Annotated in this window: 19 protein-coding genes and 1 pseudogene; 16 read left to right on the forward strand and 4 right to left on the reverse strand. The window is 42.1% G+C overall.

Features of this window, described 5'->3' with window-relative positions:
* Nucleotides 1–64 precede the first annotated feature (64 nt).
* The 15 genes and pseudogenes from A3712_RS00505 (at nt 65) to A3712_RS28110 (ending at nt 14,925) form a co-directional block, all read left to right on the forward strand.
* Entirely contained in the window at nt 65–691 is a 627-nt protein-coding gene (locus A3712_RS00505) for an HD domain-containing protein (protein ID WP_063521807.1), read from the forward strand.
* A gap of 39 nt (nt 692–730) precedes the next feature.
* A complete protein-coding gene (locus A3712_RS00510; protein WP_063521808.1) occupies nt 731–1,246 on the forward strand; it encodes a GNAT family N-acetyltransferase in 516 nt (171 codons plus the stop codon).
* Nucleotides 1,247–1,362: 116 nt separating this feature from the next.
* On the forward strand, nt 1,363–2,049 hold the full coding sequence (locus A3712_RS00515) for a DNA-3-methyladenine glycosylase I (protein ID WP_063521809.1): 687 nt from the start codon (nt 1,363–1,365) through the stop codon (nt 2,047–2,049).
* Nucleotides 2,050–2,243: 194 nt separating this feature from the next.
* A complete protein-coding gene (locus A3712_RS00520) occupies nt 2,244–2,978 on the forward strand; it encodes a GntR family transcriptional regulator (RefSeq protein ID WP_063521810.1) in 735 nt (244 codons plus the stop codon).
* 736 nt (nt 2,979–3,714) lie between these two features.
* Nucleotides 3,715–5,160 (forward strand): xanthine dehydrogenase small subunit, encoded by a 1,446-nt coding sequence (xdhA, locus tag A3712_RS00525; protein WP_063521811.1) that lies wholly within the window; start codon nt 3,715–3,717, stop codon nt 5,158–5,160.
* On the forward strand, nt 5,153–7,558 hold the full coding sequence (gene xdhB, locus A3712_RS00530) for a xanthine dehydrogenase molybdopterin binding subunit (protein WP_063521812.1): 2,406 nt from the start codon (nt 5,153–5,155) through the stop codon (nt 7,556–7,558). Before xdhA ends, xdhB begins: the two co-directional genes overlap by 8 nt.
* 49 nt (nt 7,559–7,607) lie before the next feature.
* Nucleotides 7,608–8,489 carry a xanthine dehydrogenase accessory protein XdhC gene (gene xdhC, locus A3712_RS00535; protein ID WP_063521813.1) on the forward strand — a complete coding sequence of 294 codons (882 nt, stop codon included), beginning with the start codon at nt 7,608–7,610 and terminating at the stop codon, nt 8,487–8,489.
* A gap of 59 nt (nt 8,490–8,548) precedes the next feature.
* The gene (gene guaD, locus A3712_RS00540; RefSeq protein ID WP_063521814.1) at nt 8,549–9,883 is read left to right on the forward strand and encodes a guanine deaminase; all 1,335 of its coding nucleotides are present in this window, start codon (nt 8,549–8,551) and stop codon (nt 9,881–9,883) included.
* Nucleotides 9,884–10,250: 367 nt separating this feature from the next.
* Entirely contained in the window at nt 10,251–10,607 is a 357-nt protein-coding gene (locus A3712_RS00545; RefSeq protein WP_063521815.1) for a hypothetical protein, read from the forward strand.
* A 269-nt stretch (nt 10,608–10,876) separates the two neighbouring features.
* Nucleotides 10,877–11,998, forward strand: coding sequence for a histidine decarboxylase (locus tag A3712_RS00550; RefSeq protein WP_063521816.1), 1,122 nt, complete (start codon nt 10,877–10,879; stop codon nt 11,996–11,998).
* A 10-nt stretch (nt 11,999–12,008) separates the two neighbouring features.
* Nucleotides 12,009–12,401 carry a hypothetical protein gene (locus tag A3712_RS00555; RefSeq protein ID WP_004737501.1) on the forward strand — a complete coding sequence of 131 codons (393 nt, stop codon included), beginning with the start codon at nt 12,009–12,011 and terminating at the stop codon, nt 12,399–12,401.
* A 23-nt stretch (nt 12,402–12,424) separates the two neighbouring features.
* Nucleotides 12,425–12,640, forward strand: a pseudogene (locus A3712_RS00560) (amidohydrolase family protein); the annotation flags it as partial.
* A 292-nt stretch (nt 12,641–12,932) separates the two neighbouring features.
* Entirely contained in the window at nt 12,933–13,811 is an 879-nt protein-coding gene (locus A3712_RS00565) for an AEC family transporter (protein WP_063521818.1), read from the forward strand.
* Nucleotides 13,812–14,107: 296 nt separating this feature from the next.
* Nucleotides 14,108–14,635, forward strand: coding sequence for a hypothetical protein (locus A3712_RS00570; RefSeq protein WP_063521819.1), 528 nt, complete (start codon nt 14,108–14,110; stop codon nt 14,633–14,635).
* A 182-nt stretch (nt 14,636–14,817) separates the two neighbouring features.
* The gene (locus tag A3712_RS28110) at nt 14,818–14,925 is read left to right on the forward strand and encodes a DUF3299 domain-containing protein (RefSeq protein WP_231891746.1); all 108 of its coding nucleotides are present in this window, start codon (nt 14,818–14,820) and stop codon (nt 14,923–14,925) included.
* A gap of 267 nt (nt 14,926–15,192) precedes the next feature.
* On the opposite strand, the gene A3712_RS00575 is transcribed toward A3712_RS28110, so the two are convergent.
* From A3712_RS00575 to A3712_RS00590, 4 genes are all read right to left on the reverse strand, one after another.
* Nucleotides 15,193–15,627: an META domain-containing protein gene (locus tag A3712_RS00575; protein ID WP_063521820.1), complete on the reverse strand. Its 435-nt coding sequence runs from the start codon at nt 15,625–15,627 to the stop codon at nt 15,193–15,195.
* A gap of 21 nt (nt 15,628–15,648) precedes the next feature.
* Nucleotides 15,649–16,401, reverse strand: coding sequence for a hypothetical protein (locus A3712_RS00580; protein WP_063521821.1), 753 nt, complete (start codon nt 16,399–16,401; stop codon nt 15,649–15,651).
* Nucleotides 16,402–16,793: 392 nt separating this feature from the next.
* Nucleotides 16,794–17,447: an isochorismatase family protein gene (locus A3712_RS00585; RefSeq protein WP_063521822.1), complete on the reverse strand. Its 654-nt coding sequence runs from the start codon at nt 17,445–17,447 to the stop codon at nt 16,794–16,796.
* A gap of 99 nt (nt 17,448–17,546) precedes the next feature.
* Nucleotides 17,547–18,272, reverse strand: a complete 726-nt coding sequence (locus tag A3712_RS00590; protein ID WP_063521823.1) for an NUDIX domain-containing protein — start codon at nt 18,270–18,272, stop codon at nt 17,547–17,549.
* A gap of 375 nt (nt 18,273–18,647) precedes the next feature.
* Between A3712_RS00590 and pncB the strand changes: the two genes are divergently transcribed.
* Nucleotides 18,648–19,958, forward strand: coding sequence for a nicotinate phosphoribosyltransferase (gene pncB, locus A3712_RS00595; RefSeq protein ID WP_063521824.1), 1,311 nt, complete (start codon nt 18,648–18,650; stop codon nt 19,956–19,958).
* The last annotated feature ends 311 nt before the right edge of the window (nt 19,959–20,269 follow it).

The following is a 20,269-nucleotide window of genomic DNA, read 5'->3' on the forward strand; positions in this document are numbered from 1 at the left end:
TGTTACAGTCGATTTGAAATAAATATTAGGTATTAAGCAACATAAGTAACGGAGACAGAGCCGCGTGAAGGAAAAGTTTGAAGACCAACTGCTTGATTTTGCACAGCAAGAAATGACACAAGATGCAGCACACGACATCAGCCATATAAAGCGTGTCGTCAAAACCGCAAAAGCTTTGTGCGCTCAAGAACAAGCTAAGCTTGAAGTCGTGTTACCTGCTGCTTATCTTCATGATTGCTTTACCTTTCCTAAGAACCATCCAGACAGAGCCCAAAGCTCAAAAATGGCAGCAGACAAGGCAATCGCTTTCCTTAAATCTATCGACTATCCCGCGTCTTATCTTGATGAGATCCATCACGCCATTGTCACCCACAGCTATAGCGCCAACATCACACCGGAGACCTTAGAAGCGCAAGTCGTCCAAGATGCAGATCGCCTTGATTCTCTCGGTGCAATTGGTATTGCTCGCTGCCTGTACGTAGGTCAAAGCTTTAACGCTGAACTTTACAACCACGAAGACCCTTTCGCGATGCAACGTGACTTAGATGACAAGCATTACAGCGTCGATCACTTCTACGTGAAGCTATTTAAGCTCGCTGAAACGATGAATACCGAATCCGCCAAGTTAGAAGCTAACAAGCGCACCGACTACATGCGTGGCTTTCTTGATCAGTTGGGCGCAGAAGTTTAGTGGCTTAGAAAAAGAGGCTCATGATAAGGAGAGAAGAACATGGAAATAAACCGCTTTAAGACATCCGACGCCGACGAGATCGTCACTTGGTTCACATCGCTCGAAGACTACGTGCTTTGGGGAGGGCGAACCTTTGGTTGGCCATTAGAGGCCGAATCGATTATCAAACGCTCTCAAGAGCCTCAAGTTGAGCTTTATACCTTCTCTGAATCCAGTGCTCTCTCTGAACCGAGTTCAAAAAGCAATCACACTGAACTGATCGGGTTTATGGAGTTTCAACGTATCTCAGGCAGTGAACTTCGCTTCTGCCGAGTCGCCATTCATCCAAATCAGCGTGGTAAAGGATTTGGACAGTCCATGATAGAAAGTGCATTAGACTCTGCGAAACAAATCCCAGATGTCACCACTATCAGCTTAGCGGTCTTTCAGCAAAATATCGGAGCAAAACGTTGCTACGACAAAGCGGGCTTTCAAGTGGTCGACAAAGAACCAAAATGCAAAGAATTCAATGGCAACACCTGGCCTCTGTATCAAATGGAATTAAAGCTCAGCTAGCGTGTTTTACTCGGCTTGTTCGTTTTAATTAACAGACTTACTTTAGTTAACAGAATCGTTTTAATTGCCAGATTCGACCCTATATTTTAGAAAATCGTATTAATTTGGAACCTTCCATGACCCAAGAAAAATTCGACACCATTTATCAACGGGCAGCCCATCGTAAAGGTGGAGCAGCCGAACTCGAAAAGATTGTTCGAGCACCTCTATCGCAAGCTCAGCTATCACAAATCACCGATGACCGCTGGTTAGCAGCCTTTACTGAAAAGGTGTTCCAATGCGGTATTTCTTGGAATGTGGTGAGAAAGAAATGGCCGCAATTTGAAGAAGTATTCTTTGAGTTTGACATCGAAAAAATGCTAATGCTACCAAATGAAATGTGGGAGCAGAAAGCGCAAGACCCGCGTATTATTCGTCACCTCACCAAAGTAATGACAATTCCTGCTAATGCCATGATGATCCACAATGCCAAGCGTGAAGCGGATTCTTTCTCTCAAATGGTAGCCGACTGGCCTTCAGAACGGATTACAGAGCTGTGGGATTACCTGAAGAAACATGGCAAGCGATTGGGTGGAAATACAGGTGCCTACACCCTGCGCCAAATGGGTAAAGACACCTTCATCCTGTCTTCTGACGTTGAAGCACACCTGCGAAGTACAGATGTGATCGACAGCGGACGTAACACCAAGCGAGCTCAGGTTGCTACAAGCAAAGCATTCAATGAATGGCAGCAACAGTCTGGTCGTAGCCTGAGCGAAATTAGCCAGATCGTTGCGTACAGTTGTGGTGATAATCGCGTCTAGTTTTAAGAAGAATGGCTTAAACCCTCAAATTGCACACAGTTCTCAGCAAACTAAATGTTATAAGCCATTAACAAATAAGCGCGCATCGCACTTTCATCCGGTGGCATTGTATAGATAAATGTATACAATATAGAGTAATACTGATGAAATACTCTCGACCAACTCGACTCGACTAAACAAGGGCCCTTATCTCTATGACAGCTCTCAAAAACTCTGTCTCCAAAGGTGTAAAAACAAAAGTAACAGGCCAGACTCAAGACGATGTTGTTTACTGCCATATCTTCGATGCAATATTAGAACAAAGGCTGCCACCAGCCACAAAATTAAGCGAAGAAGCTCTAGCAGAAATCTTCGGAGTTAGCCGCACAATCATCCGTCGCGCCTTGCTTCGCCTCTCTTTAGAGCAAGTTGTAGTGATCCGTCCTAACCGAGGTGCCATGATTGCTGCACCAACAGTAGATGAAGCTAAACAGATCTTTAAAGCGCGCGAAGTCATGGAGCTTGCTATCATAGAGCTTGCCGTTAAACACGCGACTAAAGCTCAGATCGATGAGTGCAGAAAGCTGGTTGCGAAAGAGAACTGCGCCTTTGAACAAGGCGATTACGGTTCCGGATTGCGACTGTCAGGTGAATTCCATATCAAACTTGCTGAAATGGCAGAAAACGCACCACTGCTCGCTTTCCAACGCAGCTTAGTCTCACAAACGTCCCTGTTGATCGCTCAATACGAAACCGGTAACCATTCAAACTGCTCTCAAGACGAGCACGAACAGTTACTTGATGCTATTGAGTCCGGCGATGAAGAACAGGCGGTTGACTTAATGAAAGAACACCTAAGCCACATCCGATCTAAGCTCAACCTAGACAGCAGCACCGGATCAAGCGACTTGCACGTTGTGTTCTCTGATCTACTCAAAAGCAAATCGTAACAAGCGACCTTTCTAGGGCGTGTTGATCTTTCGAGCTGATTTTTGCAGCGAGTCGCTGGGTATTTATACAAGGCAGAGGCTTTGACGTGTAGCTAGCCTACATGAGAAGCCGCTAACGTAGTAGAAATGACCAGCAAACGCTGCCCGGAGGGTTCGGCTAAAAGCGTTTTACTCTTTGTTGAGGGAGATTTGCTTAGAATGACTAGGCTACTTCCCCCTCGCCGCGATTAAAACGCTTTTATCTCGAACAAAATTCAACCACGAAAGGTCAACACGCCCTAACGAACCGCTAGCAATTGTTTGTTACCAACCTTCTTTTAGCAGCTTTTGTTAACAAGACGGGAGAAGTAAGCCTCTGTGTTTACTTCTCTTTTTTATACCTTACCCACTAGACTAAATAAAAAGATCGATTCATTTTCACCTCTAAATACCACCCACTCAGACCTAAATGACGAATTTTCTCTCGTTTACACAATTCCACAATCGCCACAAACCTTGCCTTTATTTTGTATACATAGCCAACAATTCATTCACAGCATAAAACTAAACGCCTTTAGTAAAACCCCATATAAAACATAGCCCTAAAAACAAAACAAGATTGTACACAATTCCAACCAACACCTTATTGTTGCATTTTTGTAAATAAATAGTTGACCGCAGGGTCAGGATGGATAATTATTGACCTAGAAGTCAAAAAGAATACACATGGAACAATGTCGATTTACAAGGAGGTCTCTTGATTACTTTTTTACTTAATCAGGAAATAAGACGTGAAGACAATCTGTCGCCGAATATGACAGTGCTCAATTACCTTCGTACCAAGATAAATAAAACAGGTACCAAAGAGGGTTGTGGGTCAGGTGACTGTGGCGCATGTACCGTCGTTCTCGGTGAAATAGTTGATGGACAACTGCAATACCGTTCGGTGAACTCTTGCCTTACATTTGTGTCAGCGTTACACGGTAAGCAGCTTATCACAGTAGAAGATCTACAAAACCGAGATAAGTCATTACACCCGGTACAGAAAGCGGTTGTCGATTTTCACGGTTCCCAATGTGGTTACTGCACACCGGGCTTCATCATGTCGATGTTTGCGCTTGGTAAAAATAAGCCCGATGCGAGTAAAGAAGACGTCATGGAATCATTGGCAGGTAACCTATGTCGTTGTACTGGCTACCGCCCTATTGTTGATGCTGCAATGTCGCTTTCAACAGGCCAACCTTTGATTGATCAATTTGCTGAACTCGAGCGCAAAACCATCGAGAAGCTAGAAAGTATTCAAGACACCGAAGCCAACTTACGTCTTGGCCACCTCACTGCTTTTTCCCCAAGAAGTACTGATGAGTTGGCCAAGCTTTTTCAAGCCCACCCAAACGCTAAGCTGGTCGCTGGCGGTACGGATCTAGCACTGGAAGTAACGCAATTCCATCGTGAGATTGAAACACTGATCAGCGTAAACCTTGTTGAAGATATGAAGGTATGTGAAGAGACAGACACCGACTTAATCATTGGTGCCAACCTTCCAATCAGTGACTCTTACTCACTTCTGAAGAAACACTACCCAGATTTTGGTGAACTGTTACACCGCTTTGCTTCACTGCAAGTACGCAACCAAGGCACCATCGGCGGAAATGTTGCCAATGCTTCGCCTATCGGTGATACGCCTCCCCTGCTGATTGCGCTTAATGCAAAAATCAAACTGCGCTGTGGTGATGAGTCTCGCATCATGCCGATCGAAGATTACTTCATCAGCTACAAGGTGACAGCTCAAAAAGAGAGTGAATTCATTGAGCAAATCATCATCCCTAAACCAGCCAATGACAGTTTTCGAGCTTACAAGCTATCTAAACGATTGGACGATGACATCTCTGCTGTATGTGGTGCGTTTGATATTCAAGTCGAAGAAGGCAAGGTAACACACGCTCGTATCGCCTTTGGTGGTATGGCTGCAACGCCTAAGCGCGCAACCCGTTGTGAAAATACGTTATTAGGCAAACCATGGACAGACGCTAATATTAAGTTAGCGATGCAAGAACTGTATAACGACTTTGAGCCGCTATCTGATTTCCGTGCAAGCCAAGAATACCGTTCATTGTCGGCGGCTAACATGCTGCGTCGTTACTTCATTGAACAACAGAACAAAAACAACCAAATCGAAACAAGGGTAACGTCTTATGTCTAAATCAAATTCCTCTGTTCACGAGAGCAATGCGATGACCCACGAAGAGATGGTTGCCATTGCAAAACAAGACCTAAAAACTGGCGTGGGTAAAAGCGTTAAACACGACAGTGCAGCCAAGCAAGTAACGGGCGAAGCGGTATACATTGATGACCGCCTAGGGTTCCCAAATCAACTGCACGTGTACGCACGCCTCAGTACTCAAGCACACGCTAAGATCACTAAGATCGACGTATCACCGTGTTACGAATTTAAAGGTGTGGCCATTGCTATCCAAGCCAAAGACGTACCGGGTGAGCTGGATATCGGTGCAATCCTACCGGGTGACCCACTGCTTGCTGACGGCAAAGTAGAATATTACGGCCAACCCGTGATTGCGGTTGCAGCAAACGATCTAGAAACGGCACGTAAAGCGGCACATGCAGCCATCATTGAATACGAAGAGCTACCAGCCATCCTTGATGTTAAAGAAGCGCTAGCAAAAGAGCACTTCGTGACAGAGAGCCACACTCAACAGCGTGGTGACTCAAAAGCCGCATTGGCAAAAGCGAAACACGTGATCTCTGGTGACCTAGAGATCGGTGGCCAAGAGCACTTCTACCTAGAAACTCAAATCAGTAGCGTAATGCCAACCGAAGATGGCGGCATGATCGTCTACACGTCAACTCAAAACCCGACCGAAGTTCAAAAACTGGTTGCAGAAGTGATTGGCGTACCGATGCACAAAGTCGTGATTGATATGCGTCGTATGGGTGGTGGTTTCGGTGGTAAAGAGACTCAAGCAGCCTCTCCAGCGTGTATGGCAGCGGTGATTGCGCACCTGACAGGCAGACCGACCAAAATGCGCCTGCTACGTAACGAAGACATGCAACAAACCGGTAAACGACACCCATTTTACAACCAATACACCGTCGGCTTCGACGACAATGGTGTGATTCAAGGAGCAGACATTACCGTTGCAGGTAACTGTGGTTACTCGCCAGACTTATCAAGCTCTATCGTCGATCGTGCAATGTTCCACTCAGACAACGCATACTACCTAGGCGATGCAACTGTGGTAGGTCATCGATGCAAAACCAACACAGCATCGAACACTGCGTATCGTGGCTTTGGTGGTCCACAAGGCATGATGACTATCGAACACATCATGGACGAGATTGCGCGTTACCTGAAAAAAGATCCTTTGGAAGTACGTAAGGCGAACTACTACGGCGAAGAAGGCCGTAACGTAACCCATTACTACCAAACCGTTGAAGACAACTTTTTACCTGAGATAACCGAACAGCTTGAACGCAGCAGTGACTATCACGCACGTCGTAAAGAAATTGCTGAGTTCAACAAGCAGAGCCCTATCTTGAAGAAAGGTCTTGCTATCACACCGGTGAAATTCGGCATCTCGTTTACTGCGACTTTCTTGAACCAAGCAGGTGCGCTTATCCATATCTACACCGATGGCAGTATTCATTTGAATCATGGCGGTACGGAAATGGGGCAAGGCTTGAACATCAAAGTGGCACAAATCGTTGCACAGGAGTTCCAAGTCGATGTCGAACGTATACAAATCACCGCTACAAACACAGACAAAGTTCCGAACACATCACCAACCGCAGCCTCATCGGGCGCCGACCTCAACGGTAAGGCCGCGCAAAACGCAGCAATAACCATTAAGCAGCGCCTGATCGATTTCGCCTCTGCACACTTCAAAGTGTCTCCAGAAGAGGTAGTGTTCAAGAACGGCATGGTGCAGATCCGCGATGAGATCATGACTTTTAACTCATTTGTTGAACTGGCTTGGTTTAACCAAATTTCGCTATCGAGCACTGGCTTCTATCGCACTCCGAAGATCTATTACGATCACGAGAAGGCGCGCGGTCGTCCATTCTACTACTACGCCTATGGTGCTTCTTGTTCAGAGGTCGTCATCGATACTCTCACTGGGGAGAACAAGATTCTGCGTGTTGATATTCTGCATGACGTGGGCGCTTCACTGAACCCTGCGATTGACATCGGCCAAGTCGAAGGCGGCTTTGTGCAAGGTGTTGGCTGGTTGACGACAGAAGAGTTGGTATGGAACCAACAAGGTCGCTTAATGACCAATGGCCCAGCAAGCTACAAAATCCCTGCGATTGCTGATATGCCAATTGATTTCAGAACGCACCTTTTGGAAAACCGCAGCAACCCAGAAGACACAGTATTCAACTCGAAAGCCGTGGGTGAGCCACCTTTCATGTTGGGTATGTCGGTATGGAGTGCATTGAAAGATGCGATTAGCTACGTGGCCGTTGATGGAGCGATTCCTAAGCTCAACACACCAGCAACGCCAGAGCGTATTTTGATGGCGATTCAGGAAGTCTCTGTAACAGCCCCGACTTCGGTCGATGCTCAATCCGAAACGGCTTAAAAAGGCTGATATAGAGCTTAGGAAGCGAAGAAGGGATTTAGGAGGACATATGTTTAAGGATAATTGGATTCACGAACTGGCAAAACTGGAAGAGAGCTACGAACCATGTGTCATGGTGACAGTGCTTGAAGACAGAGGCTCAGTGCCACGTGATGCGGGTACCAAAATGCTTGTCACTCGTGACCGAATCATCGCTACGATTGGTGGTGGTCACCTTGAACATGTGGCCACTAAAATGGCGCGTGAGATGCTGATAGCCAGTGAGAAATCGCTCAAAGTGGAACGCTTTAACCTAGGGGCTCGTTTGGGCCAATGTTGTGGCGGAATGGCAACATTAAGCTTTGAACCGATTGGCACTCAACAGAACCACCTTGTGCTATTTGGTGCTGGTCATGTTGCCAAGGCTCTGCTGCACATTGTCGCGACTCTGCCCTTCCGTGTGACCTGGATTGATGAACGTGAAGAAGTGTTTCCTGACACGCTTCCTCATGGCGTCAAAAAGCTAGTCACCGACGATCCGGTTGGCGAAGTTAAACACATGCCACCGAACAGCTACTACCTAGTAATGACCCACAACCACCAGCTTGATTTCGATTTAACGAAAGCCATTATCGACCGTGAAGACAGCCGTTACTTCGGCATGATCGGCTCGCTGACCAAGCGTAAGAAGTTCGACTTCCGCTTAGAGCAACGTGGTTACAGCCAAGCGCAAATTGAAACTATTATTTGCCCGATTGGCATTAGCTCTGTGAATGGCAAACATCCCGCTGAAATCGCGGTATCGGTTGCGGGTGAACTAATCGCACACTATCAGGGCCAAGCGCTTGAACAAAAGCGCCCAACCAAACAATATCAAAATCAGGATTTGACCGATCAACACAGTCAACCAAGCGATGTAGGCGAACCTCCTTTGGAAGAGAAGATCGCCTAATACAAGTCGCAAAGCTTCGGTAGCCATAACGTTACTGAAGTCATTAAAAGGAAGTAAACATGACAACGCAACGCAAAGCTTATCGCGCCAGTATTTTACACAGCGTAGCCGACCCAAAAGACGTCGGTATCGATGAGTCTTACGACTATTTTGAAGACGGTGTTTTAGTGGTTGAGAATGGCCACATCGTCGACTTAGGCCATGCCGATGACGTATTGGCACGTCAGCCTAAAACACTCGAAGTAAAAGAATACAAAGACAAACTGATCACCTCTGGTTTTATTGATACGCACATCCACTACCCTCAAACAGGGATGATCGCGTCTTACGGTGAGCAGCTACTTGATTGGTTGGAGAACTACACCTTCCCAGAAGAAAAACGTTTCAAAAACCCAGTCTACGCGCACAAAGTGGCGAAGCTATTTCTAGACGAACTGGCGAGCAACGGCACCACGACAGCACTCGTGTTCGGCACCGTGCACAAAGAGTCGGTTAACGTTTTCTTTGAAGAAGCTGAGAAACGTAACCTACGTATGATCGCGGGTAAGGTTTTAATGGATCGCAATGCGCCCGATTACCTCACCGACACTCCTGAATCTGGCTATGAAGATTCAAAAGAACTCATCGAGAAATGGCATAACCGTGGCCGCTTGTTGTATGCAGTGACACCGCGCTTTGCGCCAACCAGTACCCCGGAGCAACTGGCAACTGTAGGGAAATTGTTAGAAGAGTATCCAGATGTGTACATGCACACTCACCTTTCTGAAAACAAGAAAGAGATCGACTGGGTTCTAGAATTGTTCCCAGAATGCGACAGCTATTTAGATGTGTATGACCACTATGGCTTACTACATAAGCGTTCAGTATTTGCACACGGTATTCACCTATCAGACTGCGAATGCAAACGCCTAGCGGATACCGATTCTGCAATCGCCTTCTGCCCAACTTCCAACCTGTTTTTGGGCTCTGGATTATTCAAGCTGCCAAAAATGGAAGAGCACGGTATTCGTGTTGGAATGGGGACAGACGTTGGCGCCGGTACCAGCTTCTCGATTCTGCAAACCATGAGCGAAGCGTACAAAATCATGCAGCTTCAACAAGAGAAACTTCACCCTGCTAAATCGCTGTTTTTGGCAACTTTAGGTGGCGCACGTTCTCTACATTTAGAAGATAAAATCGGTAACTTAGAAGTAGGCAAAGAAGCCGACTTCGTGGTACTGGATCTGCACGCGACACAACTGATGCGCTTCAGAATGGAACAAGCGACCAAGCTTGAAGAAAAACTATTTGTACTGATGAGCTTGGGTGACGATAGAACCGTCAGCGAGACTTACATCTACGGTGAGAAAACCTACGATGTGAATTTCAAAGATTACAAAAAGCTTGTGAGTTAAGTTGCGAGAAATAATCACACAGCGGCTTAACTTAACGATGGTACGCTCTCGTGCCATCGAAAAATAGCGAAAAAGTTCAAGATTAACAAATACCTTTAGATATTGGCCTATAAAAAATAGACGATATATCTAGTTGAAGCGAACTTCCTATAGTTGCACATCAAAACTTCATCAAGTCACGAACAAAGATATAGCATCGAAAAATCCCTACTCCCCCCCATCAAATAATGACAAATAAAATTATAAACAATTAAATCACCCAAAAATATAAAATATGCAAGTGAGATCTATTTTAAGATAATAAAAACAAAAAAAACTTTTTATTATCTTTTTTTATACTATATTAGGCCAAAAAAGGTAATTAGTTATGAAACTCAAAAAAATAAAAACTGGAATTTTTCTAATGTTGTTTGCTTCATCGGCCTGCGCAGGCCCGCTAGATGAAATCATCACCACGGATGAAAAAAAGATATCAACTATTACTGTTGGCGTTGACGGCAGCTGGTTTATTAAATCAGAAGATAGCTGGAACTTACAAGGATGTAATGAAATAGAAGTACTTAAAATTGAATCAAGCCACCCAAATAAAGTAGATTACATAAATTTACTGTCCACAATAAATGACTATTCAAAAGCAAAAATAAAAGCCCATGCTTATTGTGAGAAATATGACAATTCCGTCATTACTGCTGGTAAATTTATATCTATCACCTTCAGCCAGTAGTTATATTTAGATAAGTTAAAAGTGGGCTAATTAATAGAACAACACTGTAATCTTTGGTAAAAAACCAAACCATAGCTTAATCATCGACATTTAATTAGCAATTTAAATAATCTACTAATTATAAGTATGAAAAATATTATTATAAAAATTGCCTTTTCCAAATTTCTATAAAATTTTAATTAGAAAGGCTGATAACCATACCCCGAGAGAAAACCAGAAAAGTGTAATTTATATTTAATACTGGCTAGGACGATTTAAAAGGGTAGACTATGTCTTTAAATGCTCATCAACAAGAGAAATTAAAAATTTTCATAAAGGATATTCATAAAAAAGCAACAAGCTTTATGGGTTATCCAATTTCAACTGACTTTAACTATCAACAACTAAAAGAATTAATCAACTTTCCTTTAAATAACCTTGGGGATCCTTTTGCTAAATCTACTTGGCAAGTTGATAGTAGAGAGTTTGAATGTGAAGTAATAGAATTTTTTGCAAAACTATTGCGAGCACCTGAAAAAGATTGGTGGGGGTATGTCACAAATGGCAGTACTGAAGCTAATCTATATGCTTTATATTTAGCTCGTGAACTCTACCCTAATGGTATTTGTTATTTTTCCAAAGAAACTCATTATTCTGTCGCCAAAAATTTACACTTGCTCAATATGCGTCATATAATGATCCGATGTGACGATAAGGGTGTAATTGACTATGATGACTTGCGAGAAACGCTAAAAGTCAATAGGGATGTGCCTGCTATTATTTTTGCGAATAGTGGCACCACTATGACAGAAGCCAAAGATGACATAAAAAAAATTCGTACTATTTTAGACGAGTTTTCTATTTCAAAAAGTTATATCCACAGTGATGCCGCATTATGCGGAGCTATAAATCCTTTTTTAACACCCAGACCATCGTTTGATTTTGAAGACGGTGCCGACAGTGTTTCACTGAGTGGACACAAATTTATTGGTTCTCCAATTCCTTGTGGGGTTGTTGTAGCCCGTAAATCAAATGTTGATCGTATTGCACGCTCTATTGCTTACATTGGCTGTTTAGATACTACTATTACAGGCTCACGTAATGGCTTTACACCGATGGTACTGTGGTATGCCATTAACAGTTTAGGGTTAGAAGGCCTGGCTAAACGTGTACTACACAGCCTAGAAGTTGCAAAATACACGGAAATTCAATTACAAAATATAGGTATAAAAGCTTGGCGAAACCCAAATGCGATAACTGTTGTTTTACCAGCTGTGCCAGAGGAAATAAAGAAAAAATATCAATTAGCAACAGCAAATGGTATGACACATATTATTTGTATGCCAAATATGAAATTTTCAGATATTGATGCGTTTACTTCTGCATTAAAACTAGACATGAATGACCTATGAGGATATTTAAATGGAAAAGATAATATTAATATCTGAAGACTATATCGGATTGATCACAGACATAACGGAAATTTTATCGAAAAATAAAATAAAAATAAAAAATATAGATGCTGACAAAATAAATAACACCGCATTAATAAAGATAAGTTCAGACAATAACAAGTACACGTATGAAATATTGATTAAAGCGGGATTCAATATTATTTTCAACACTGAGATAATAATGGTAAAAATCGATGATGAGCTTGGAGCGTTGGCAAAGTTAGCAAGGAAATTATCAGAGAATAATATTGACATTAGAAGTCTGAATATTGTCGAACAAGATGAAAACCATTTGATTTTATCTATCACATGCTCAGATCCAGAGAAGACTAAAAAATTGATGAGTCACATGTTGATATAAACAAAACCTGACAATACCAAATTTTATTTTTGGCAACTTTAGGTGGCGCACGTTCTCTGCATTTAGAACATAAAATCAGTAACTTAGAAGTAGGCAAAGAAGCCGACTTCGTCGTGTTGGATCTGCAGGCGACACAACTGATGCGCTTTAGAATGGAACAAGCGACCAAGCTTGAAGAAAAACTATTTTTACTGATGAGCTTGGGTGACGACAGAACCGTCAGCGAGACTTACATCTAGGGTGAGAAAGCCTACGACGTCAATTTCAAAGATTACAAAAAGCTTGTGAGTTAGCGAATACCTCACTGTTGTTGGGTGACCTTTGTTGTTAAAGAACCCGTCCAGATTCGCCTAGCCTTAAAAGACCAGTTGCTAATGCCACTGGTCTTTTTTGTGCTTCATTCAAAGAAATACAAATTATTATTCGTGCTGTGCTCAACACCCATGACGCAGCCAAGTTATGTTGGTACGTTAGACGATGGTCGACCAAATATTGTCCGTTTAAAACAACACACGCTTAGAAAGGAATTCTATGTTCGAACAGGTCGTTAGCATTCTGTTTCCCGTTTTTGCACTCGCCAGTGCTGGCTTTGCAGTTGGTCGTTGGCTTAAGCCCGATTTCAAGCCAATCAATCGCATCAACATGGATGTTTGTATCCCTGCTTTGGTGTTTGCATCGCTGACCACCATGCCACTCGACACCGAACAACTGCCGCTGATTTCTGCCTATTTGGTTGCGGTATTAGTGCCTGCACTGCTGATGATTCCAATCTGTAAGATCTTTAAGCTCAACTTCAAAGCTTGGGCTCCGCCACACATGTTTCGTAATAGCGGCAACCTTGCGATCCCCCTATTCACGTATACCTTTGGCGAAAGTGCATTAGCCCCAGCGGTACTGCTGTTTGTGGTGTCGGCGTGTGTTCATATCAGTGTCGGCTTGGCGTTATTAAGCGAAGGTAACCCGATCAAACAGATCTTCAAGATGCCGATATTCTTGGCTGCTTTATTAGCAATGACACTGAATTTGTCCGGCATTGCAGTCTGGAATCCTATCTACGAAGCCACATCGCTGCTTGGACAAGCTGCTGTTCCTATCATGCTTTTGTCACTGGGATCACAAATGGTCAACTTGAGGCTGAGCGGTCTGAAAGTCGGCTTGTTATGTACCGCGCAATCTCTGTTCACTGGAGCGATCGCATTTACGATTATCTACTACTCCATTCCTCTACCTACTCTACACTTGCAGATGATGGTGTTGTTCACCATGCTGCCACCTGCTGTGATGAATTACCTGTTTGCAGAAAGGTTCAACGTAGAGCCATCTAAAGTCGCCTCTATGGTGTTGTTCGGTAACTTCTTAAGTGTGGTAACGCTGCCGATATTGCTGTCTTTTGCCCTGTCGATGTCCTAAAAATTACTGCGAGTCCGCTGTACGACAGGCACACAAGATAAAAACATAAAGTTCCCACCATAAGAATAAATATCATTGTTGATGTTTAATAAACGCACAAAATAGAAACTCAATACAAAATAAGTTTGATATCACTCTTTCCCTCCCCCCCTTCCTGAACAAAAACACAAAAATGAACAACAAAATATTTTATTTATTTTGACTTTGTTCTCCTCGAACTTCATCTTCCTCAAGTTACCTAGTTAATAAAATACCATCCGATTTTCGCCCCGCTGGCATTACCTTTTATAAGTCATATGAAAATTAAAAATTTAATACCTCTACTGCTATGTACCTTCTCTCACCAAGTATTGTCTGCTGCAAATTTCACTACAGATTTTGTAGAGCTTGGGATTCAAACAAAGCCAAATGGTATTAGTTTGGAAGGGGGGCGAGATATCAATGACAGCCTGGCGCTTCTAGGTGGAGTAAGCTCAAATGCCGATCTCGATGAAGACAACTATGACGTCTATATTGGCCCTCAAGTTTACGGTCCTATCAACCAAGCCATCGATCTCAATACTCAATTATTTCTCCACTACAACAAAGGCTCTTACGCTCAAGGGAAAAACAAAGCCTTTATTGAATTCAACGCAGGGCTTCGAGCCTGGATTACCCAACGAGTAGAGGCAAATGTCATGGTCGGTGCAAATGGAGAGCATTCGATCTTTACGTTTGGCGCGAGATTTCATGCAACGGATAAAGCCGCGTTCTCGATATCTTCTAAGAACAACGGGATTTACGGGCCTCAACTACAACTTGGGGTTAGATACAATTTTAATTAACTGACTGTAAGTAAAGATTCTTAAAAGCAAAGTAGCCATTTGATGAGACATCTTGTATTCAACATACTTAGCGCAGCAAAAATTAAAATCAGAAGGGCTACACGCCGATTAACGACTAAAGCTGCATTCAGAATATACAGAGAATCCACAGCGAGCATCAGAAACACTAACTCACGACTTTAATGGTAAGAAGGTTCCTCGCTACCGAACTCTTGTCAGTTCCTACTGCTGGAGCGTGTATACATCTGCCACCACCAGCGAACCAAATTGTCAACATCTCTTACCCTTAAAGCGACAAAGTAGAAACGGTTCAACACCCAGCCTGGGTAGAAGGCGTAATTTCCTCAAAACTGACCACCAACAATGTGTATCTTGTCAATGGCGATACCGATCTGACCATGGAGTAAGATATGAATGCTTCATTGGTAGTGAATTACCACTAACTCAGCAACGTAAATCACGAAGTGCTAATGCTAGCTTTGGTTTAACCGACAACTCATAACCTATAACGAAAAGAGCCTCATCGAGGCTCTTTTTAACATCCAATCAATTCCAAGCTAGCTTGATGGTTCGAAGACCAACGTATTGTCATGTCCGATAATCGTCAACTGTTTACCTGCATCGTCGTAGGCCACAGTAACGCTCTCTTCGAGTGTATCAAAAATCAAATTCTCTTGAATCGCTTGAGTTCCACTACAGCCCATTCTCGTGCTGGCAATTGGGGTGAATGCCAAATAGCCCTGCTCAAATGTCGTTACTTGGGTGACAAAATGGTTACACCCCGTACGGCCGTAAATGTTATCTCGTGCTATTTGTATTGATGCTTGGTGTGTCGGCTGCTCACCATTGATACGAAAAAGATTCCAAGGCCCCATAACAGCCTTGTGCATTGGTGACAACTCATGAGATGTTTCTATTTCTTGCGCTTGAACGGCTGTCCCTAACACGCCAGAAAATAACAACACACTAAGTGATAAAATTACTTTTTTCATTATTCTTTCCGTTACTTATAATTACCAACGCGTGAATTTAATTGAGACGGCTTCACCCATTCCCAGACCTAACCCACCAGCTTTAAGGTCAAAAATCTCCCCAGCTTCTCTGTCCCAAATTTTCACCTCATGGTAAAACAAGCCGCTGAAGTAATGCCCCTTATTATCGAGTAATTCGATCTGTTTCCCCTTCTCAAGCTTATCGAAGAATCGCTCATCAATATAAGATGAACCAGAGAAAACAGGGATTGTTGTAATACCAGCGAAGCGCATCACTAGCTCACCATAATCACCAACAGCACAGGCAATCACAATACCTGCACCGCCACAGGTCGTGACACGATATTGCCAGCCAGAATCGGTAGTAAAAGCACGCTTGATCGTTCCTCGTCCTAATACACCATCTATTTGAATATGCACTTCTTCCGGCAATGTCGTACCTTTAATTTCAAACATATGAGGTTGAGAGTTACGGAAGTAAGGTATAGACATACCTTGACTAACGAATCGCTTAGTTGGTGTGATAACTTTGATTCTTAACCTATCACCATCAGTGTAACTAATGAGATTAGACAAGGAACTCGAGTCATCCATATCAAGCTGTTCAATATCAATCCAAGCACCTTTATTAATGGAATAGAAAGCTTTCATTTCTTCGCTGGTACTTTCTCCAGTAAAATCCAAACTGTTCTTTATAAATAAAGTTGAACTTAGCACTGAGTTAGAAAACAGCAAAGGTAATAATAGTAATATAAACTTAATTTTCTCCAGCATACACTGACCTTAAGTATGATTAGTTAATGGCTAGAGATTATTATTTTAATAACTATAAAAACAATGAATAAAAAAAACAATTTTTAAATTTCAACTCGGGGCGCATAATTTTCAACACTTATAATAACATTTTTATCATAGCTAGAATAAATGTAATAAGGATATACTTAAGAAGCTTTATTATTTTCTCTATAGGTGCATTGACTATCTGAATCTACCCAAAAAGTAACAGATTTCGATCAAAAACTGCATAGAATGTTTGGATTAACCGCAACGATATGCTCGACTACTGAAGGCGAATCGCCAACCATAAGAACAATACAGCCAGTCAAGCATTGTTAAGTCAGTATTTATATTGAGTACTAAATACTGAATCAATAAACTAACTAAAACTAAAGTATCAGATCACTAACAATTTCGTCAGCTGTTGCGACAAAAATAGCACCTTGTTTTTCTAAATCAGCGATCACTTCGGTGCTTTTCTCAGGTAAAACCGCTCGGGTTGATGCGAGATTAACAATAACATTAAAGCCTAAGGTAAGAGCCTGAGAGACCGATTTTCTTACACAAAAATCGAGCGCCAGTCCACCAATAATGAGAGTGTCGATTCGGTTGAATTTAAGAAATTCATTAGCTCCTGTTGTGATGGTATCTGCAATATCATGAAAAAACACACCATAAGGGTGAGCATTAGGGTCCATGCCTTTATTAACTTGAAAATCATACTCTAAAACTTGAGGTAACCCATCGAGTAACTCGGCTCCCGGAGTGCCGACCACACAATGCCGGTTCCATTTAACATCAACATTTGGCAAACCAACAGGATCTAGCATATTCGCTGGTGTTTCAGCATCCCAAGACGCTTTAGGTGGATGCAGGTCACGACTGACAAGCTTGAAACGACCTTTGGTATGGTTCTGTATCAATTCGGGAACAATTGCCAATGCGTCTTTTACTGGAAGTTCATTTGGGCACAGTTCGGTGAACCCTTGTTGAGGGTCAACATCAATAACTGCTGTGTTTTGATAATTAACTTGAATGGTCATAAAATTCCTACCTTTAACTGCTTGATTATTAAAGCAGTAGAGTTTTTATAAAAATTTTCGATACCTTGGGTTCAGTCTCGTTTAGTAACGAAATACTACTCAACCACGTAAACAGTTTTGAAAGAAAGTTACGTCATCATCTGCGAGTTTATAAACCATAGCTGGTTTACCTCCTTTTCCCTTGTTCGTTGAGGCAATCTTATTGGTTGGTACTATTACACCTGAGTCAATCAAACGACGTTTAATGGTCATTCGGCTGATAGGAACACCAAACTCTCTATAAGCAGCGATAACATCAGCGACCAAAAATTCTTTATCTAAAGCAAATAATAAAACAGAGGTATATTCGATGGATGCTCTGAGCTTTTTCTTGGCAATTTCAATCATTCCCTTATGATCAAAAGCAAGAGCTTCATCTCCATTGAGAAGAGACTCTAACGAACACCATTTTAGTTGACATTCTTCTATACCACTCTCATTGATTTGCTCTACGTTATTTCTATCCAATAAAGCATAGTAAGTGATATTTAAATTCCACTCTTCTGGGGCTCGTTTTGCGTCACTGTCGAAGAAAGCCTCACTAAAGTGACGGGGGTAAGTATGAATTTTTTCTCGACAGATACGACGACGTGCGGCTTCAAAACTATCATCCGCTGGCTGGCCTCCTTGGTCTGTCATGTCTTTATCAAAAACGACGCCTCCGGGCAGTGCCCACATACCATAGCTAGGTCGACTAGGGTTAGAGCGCTTTAACAATAGCACCTCAAGTTTTTTTTGAATGCACCCGGACAATCGAAACGGAATAATATCGACACAAACAATCATAGTAAGTCCTTAAATATGATTTGTGGGCAATTTAGCTTATAAGCGCGACTCAATCAACAGGTAAATAACAATGTGATACAAACTTCAATGATTTGCTATGATTAGAGCGATCCAATCAAAGGTCAACCAAATATATCGTTGATATTCATAACGTCATCGGTTCTTTATAAGAAGCTCATGAAACATTAAACAAGTGAACCTTGAAAAGAGCTGTTAACAAAAGTTGACAAACAAACTTGAGGTATTTATTGTTTATACAACCAGTAAGTAACAAACAGTTATAAACTCAACTTTTTCGGTATCAATAACTTTTTAGTGTCGTAATATGCTAATTCTTCATAATCCTGGAACAAGCTTGAGTCAATAGGGTTCCAAATGCGCGATAATTTATTCTCTTCTCGTATCATCCAAAGTGCGCTAGATCTTGACGTGTATAAAGTAAATATGATGGCAGCCGTAGCATCATATTACCCAGATATTGAAGTGACTTATAAGTTCATTGTTCGAAGCGACGAAGATCTTTCCGCTTTGCTGCCTGAAGTAGAAAAACAAGTGAATCAACTTCAGAAGATTAAATTCACCTCTGAGCAGCTTCAATACGTTAAAAATGTTGCACCATATTTACCAACAGAGTTTACTGAGTCTCTCAAAGCATTTTGCTTTACACCTAAACGAAATGTGTCTTTTAACATTAAATGCAACTCGAATGGTAAAAATCAGCTACACATTACTATCGGGGGTTTATGGCAGGAAGTTATTCTCTATGAGACTCTCATAATGAGTATAGTTTCTGAGGTTCGAAGCCGAACACTCTGGGCAGAAATTCCATCTGATCACTTTCTTGCAGTGCTTCATGAAAAAATACATTTCCTCAAAGCAGAATTGAAGCGACGTAATATTACTAACTTTAAATTTTCTGATATGTCTACTCGTCGACGTTTTTCATATAAAACGCAAAAGTTGATGTTGGATTATATTAACTCGACATTACCTGAGTGCTTAACGGGAACCAGTAATTATCATCTTGCTCATAAACTAGGCCTAACTCCCATCGGAACCGTTGCACATGAATGGTTCATGGGACATCAAGCACTTACGAATATCCAAGACTCACAAAAAGTCGCTCTACAACGTTGGCATAGTATGTTTGATGGAGCTTTAGGCATTGCTTTGACGGACACCATTGGTATTGATGCTTTCTTAGCAGACTTTGACGAAAGTTTAAGCCATGCCTATTCTGGTGTAAGACATGATAGTGGCTGCCCTTTTGAATGGGGCGAGAAAGTAATTAAACATTATCAATCACATGGCATCGATCCAATGAGTAAAACATTAGTTTTCACTGATGGACTAAACTTTGAGCAAGCATTAGATATTTGCGAACACTTTCAACAACGAGTTCAAGTTAACTTTGGTATCGGGACCTTTTTAGCAAACGATATGGGTAATTACTCTAATGATAATGGTAAAGCCTATTCACCACTTTCGATCGTAATCAAAATGGTAACATGTAATGGCTCTCCAGTAGCGAAGATCAGCGATGAACCAGAAAAAGCGATGTGTGAGGACATCTTCTTTTTAATGAACCTCAAGCGACGCTTCAAGCAAGACCTTGATTTAGACCACTGTCATAAATTGATTGATCGTTTACAAAATGAAGGACAAAACTACCTGATCGAGATCTAAATTCAGACCTCAATTTTTAATAATAAGGTTGAAATTGCCTCGATAGCGAAAAATCGCTATCGAGGAAAAATAGTCACTGTAACCACCTCCAACTGGTGATTGTTCTACTTATCGTTAAGCAGCTCCTTCCAGTGTGTAACTGGACAATACGTAAGAAAATTGCCACTGGGTATTTAGTTAAGATGGTTTAAGCTTCGTTGTCTCACTAATAATCCCATTTTCAACGTTACTCCTACTGTGCACCAATGATTGGTTCGGTATTAAGAGTCAATTAAACAAGAGCTAAGCCTTCTGTTCATTGTCTTTGAGGC

It is taken from the genome of Vibrio sp. HI00D65, assembly GCF_001635455.1.
Lineage (GTDB): Bacteria > Pseudomonadota > Gammaproteobacteria > Enterobacterales > Vibrionaceae > Vibrio.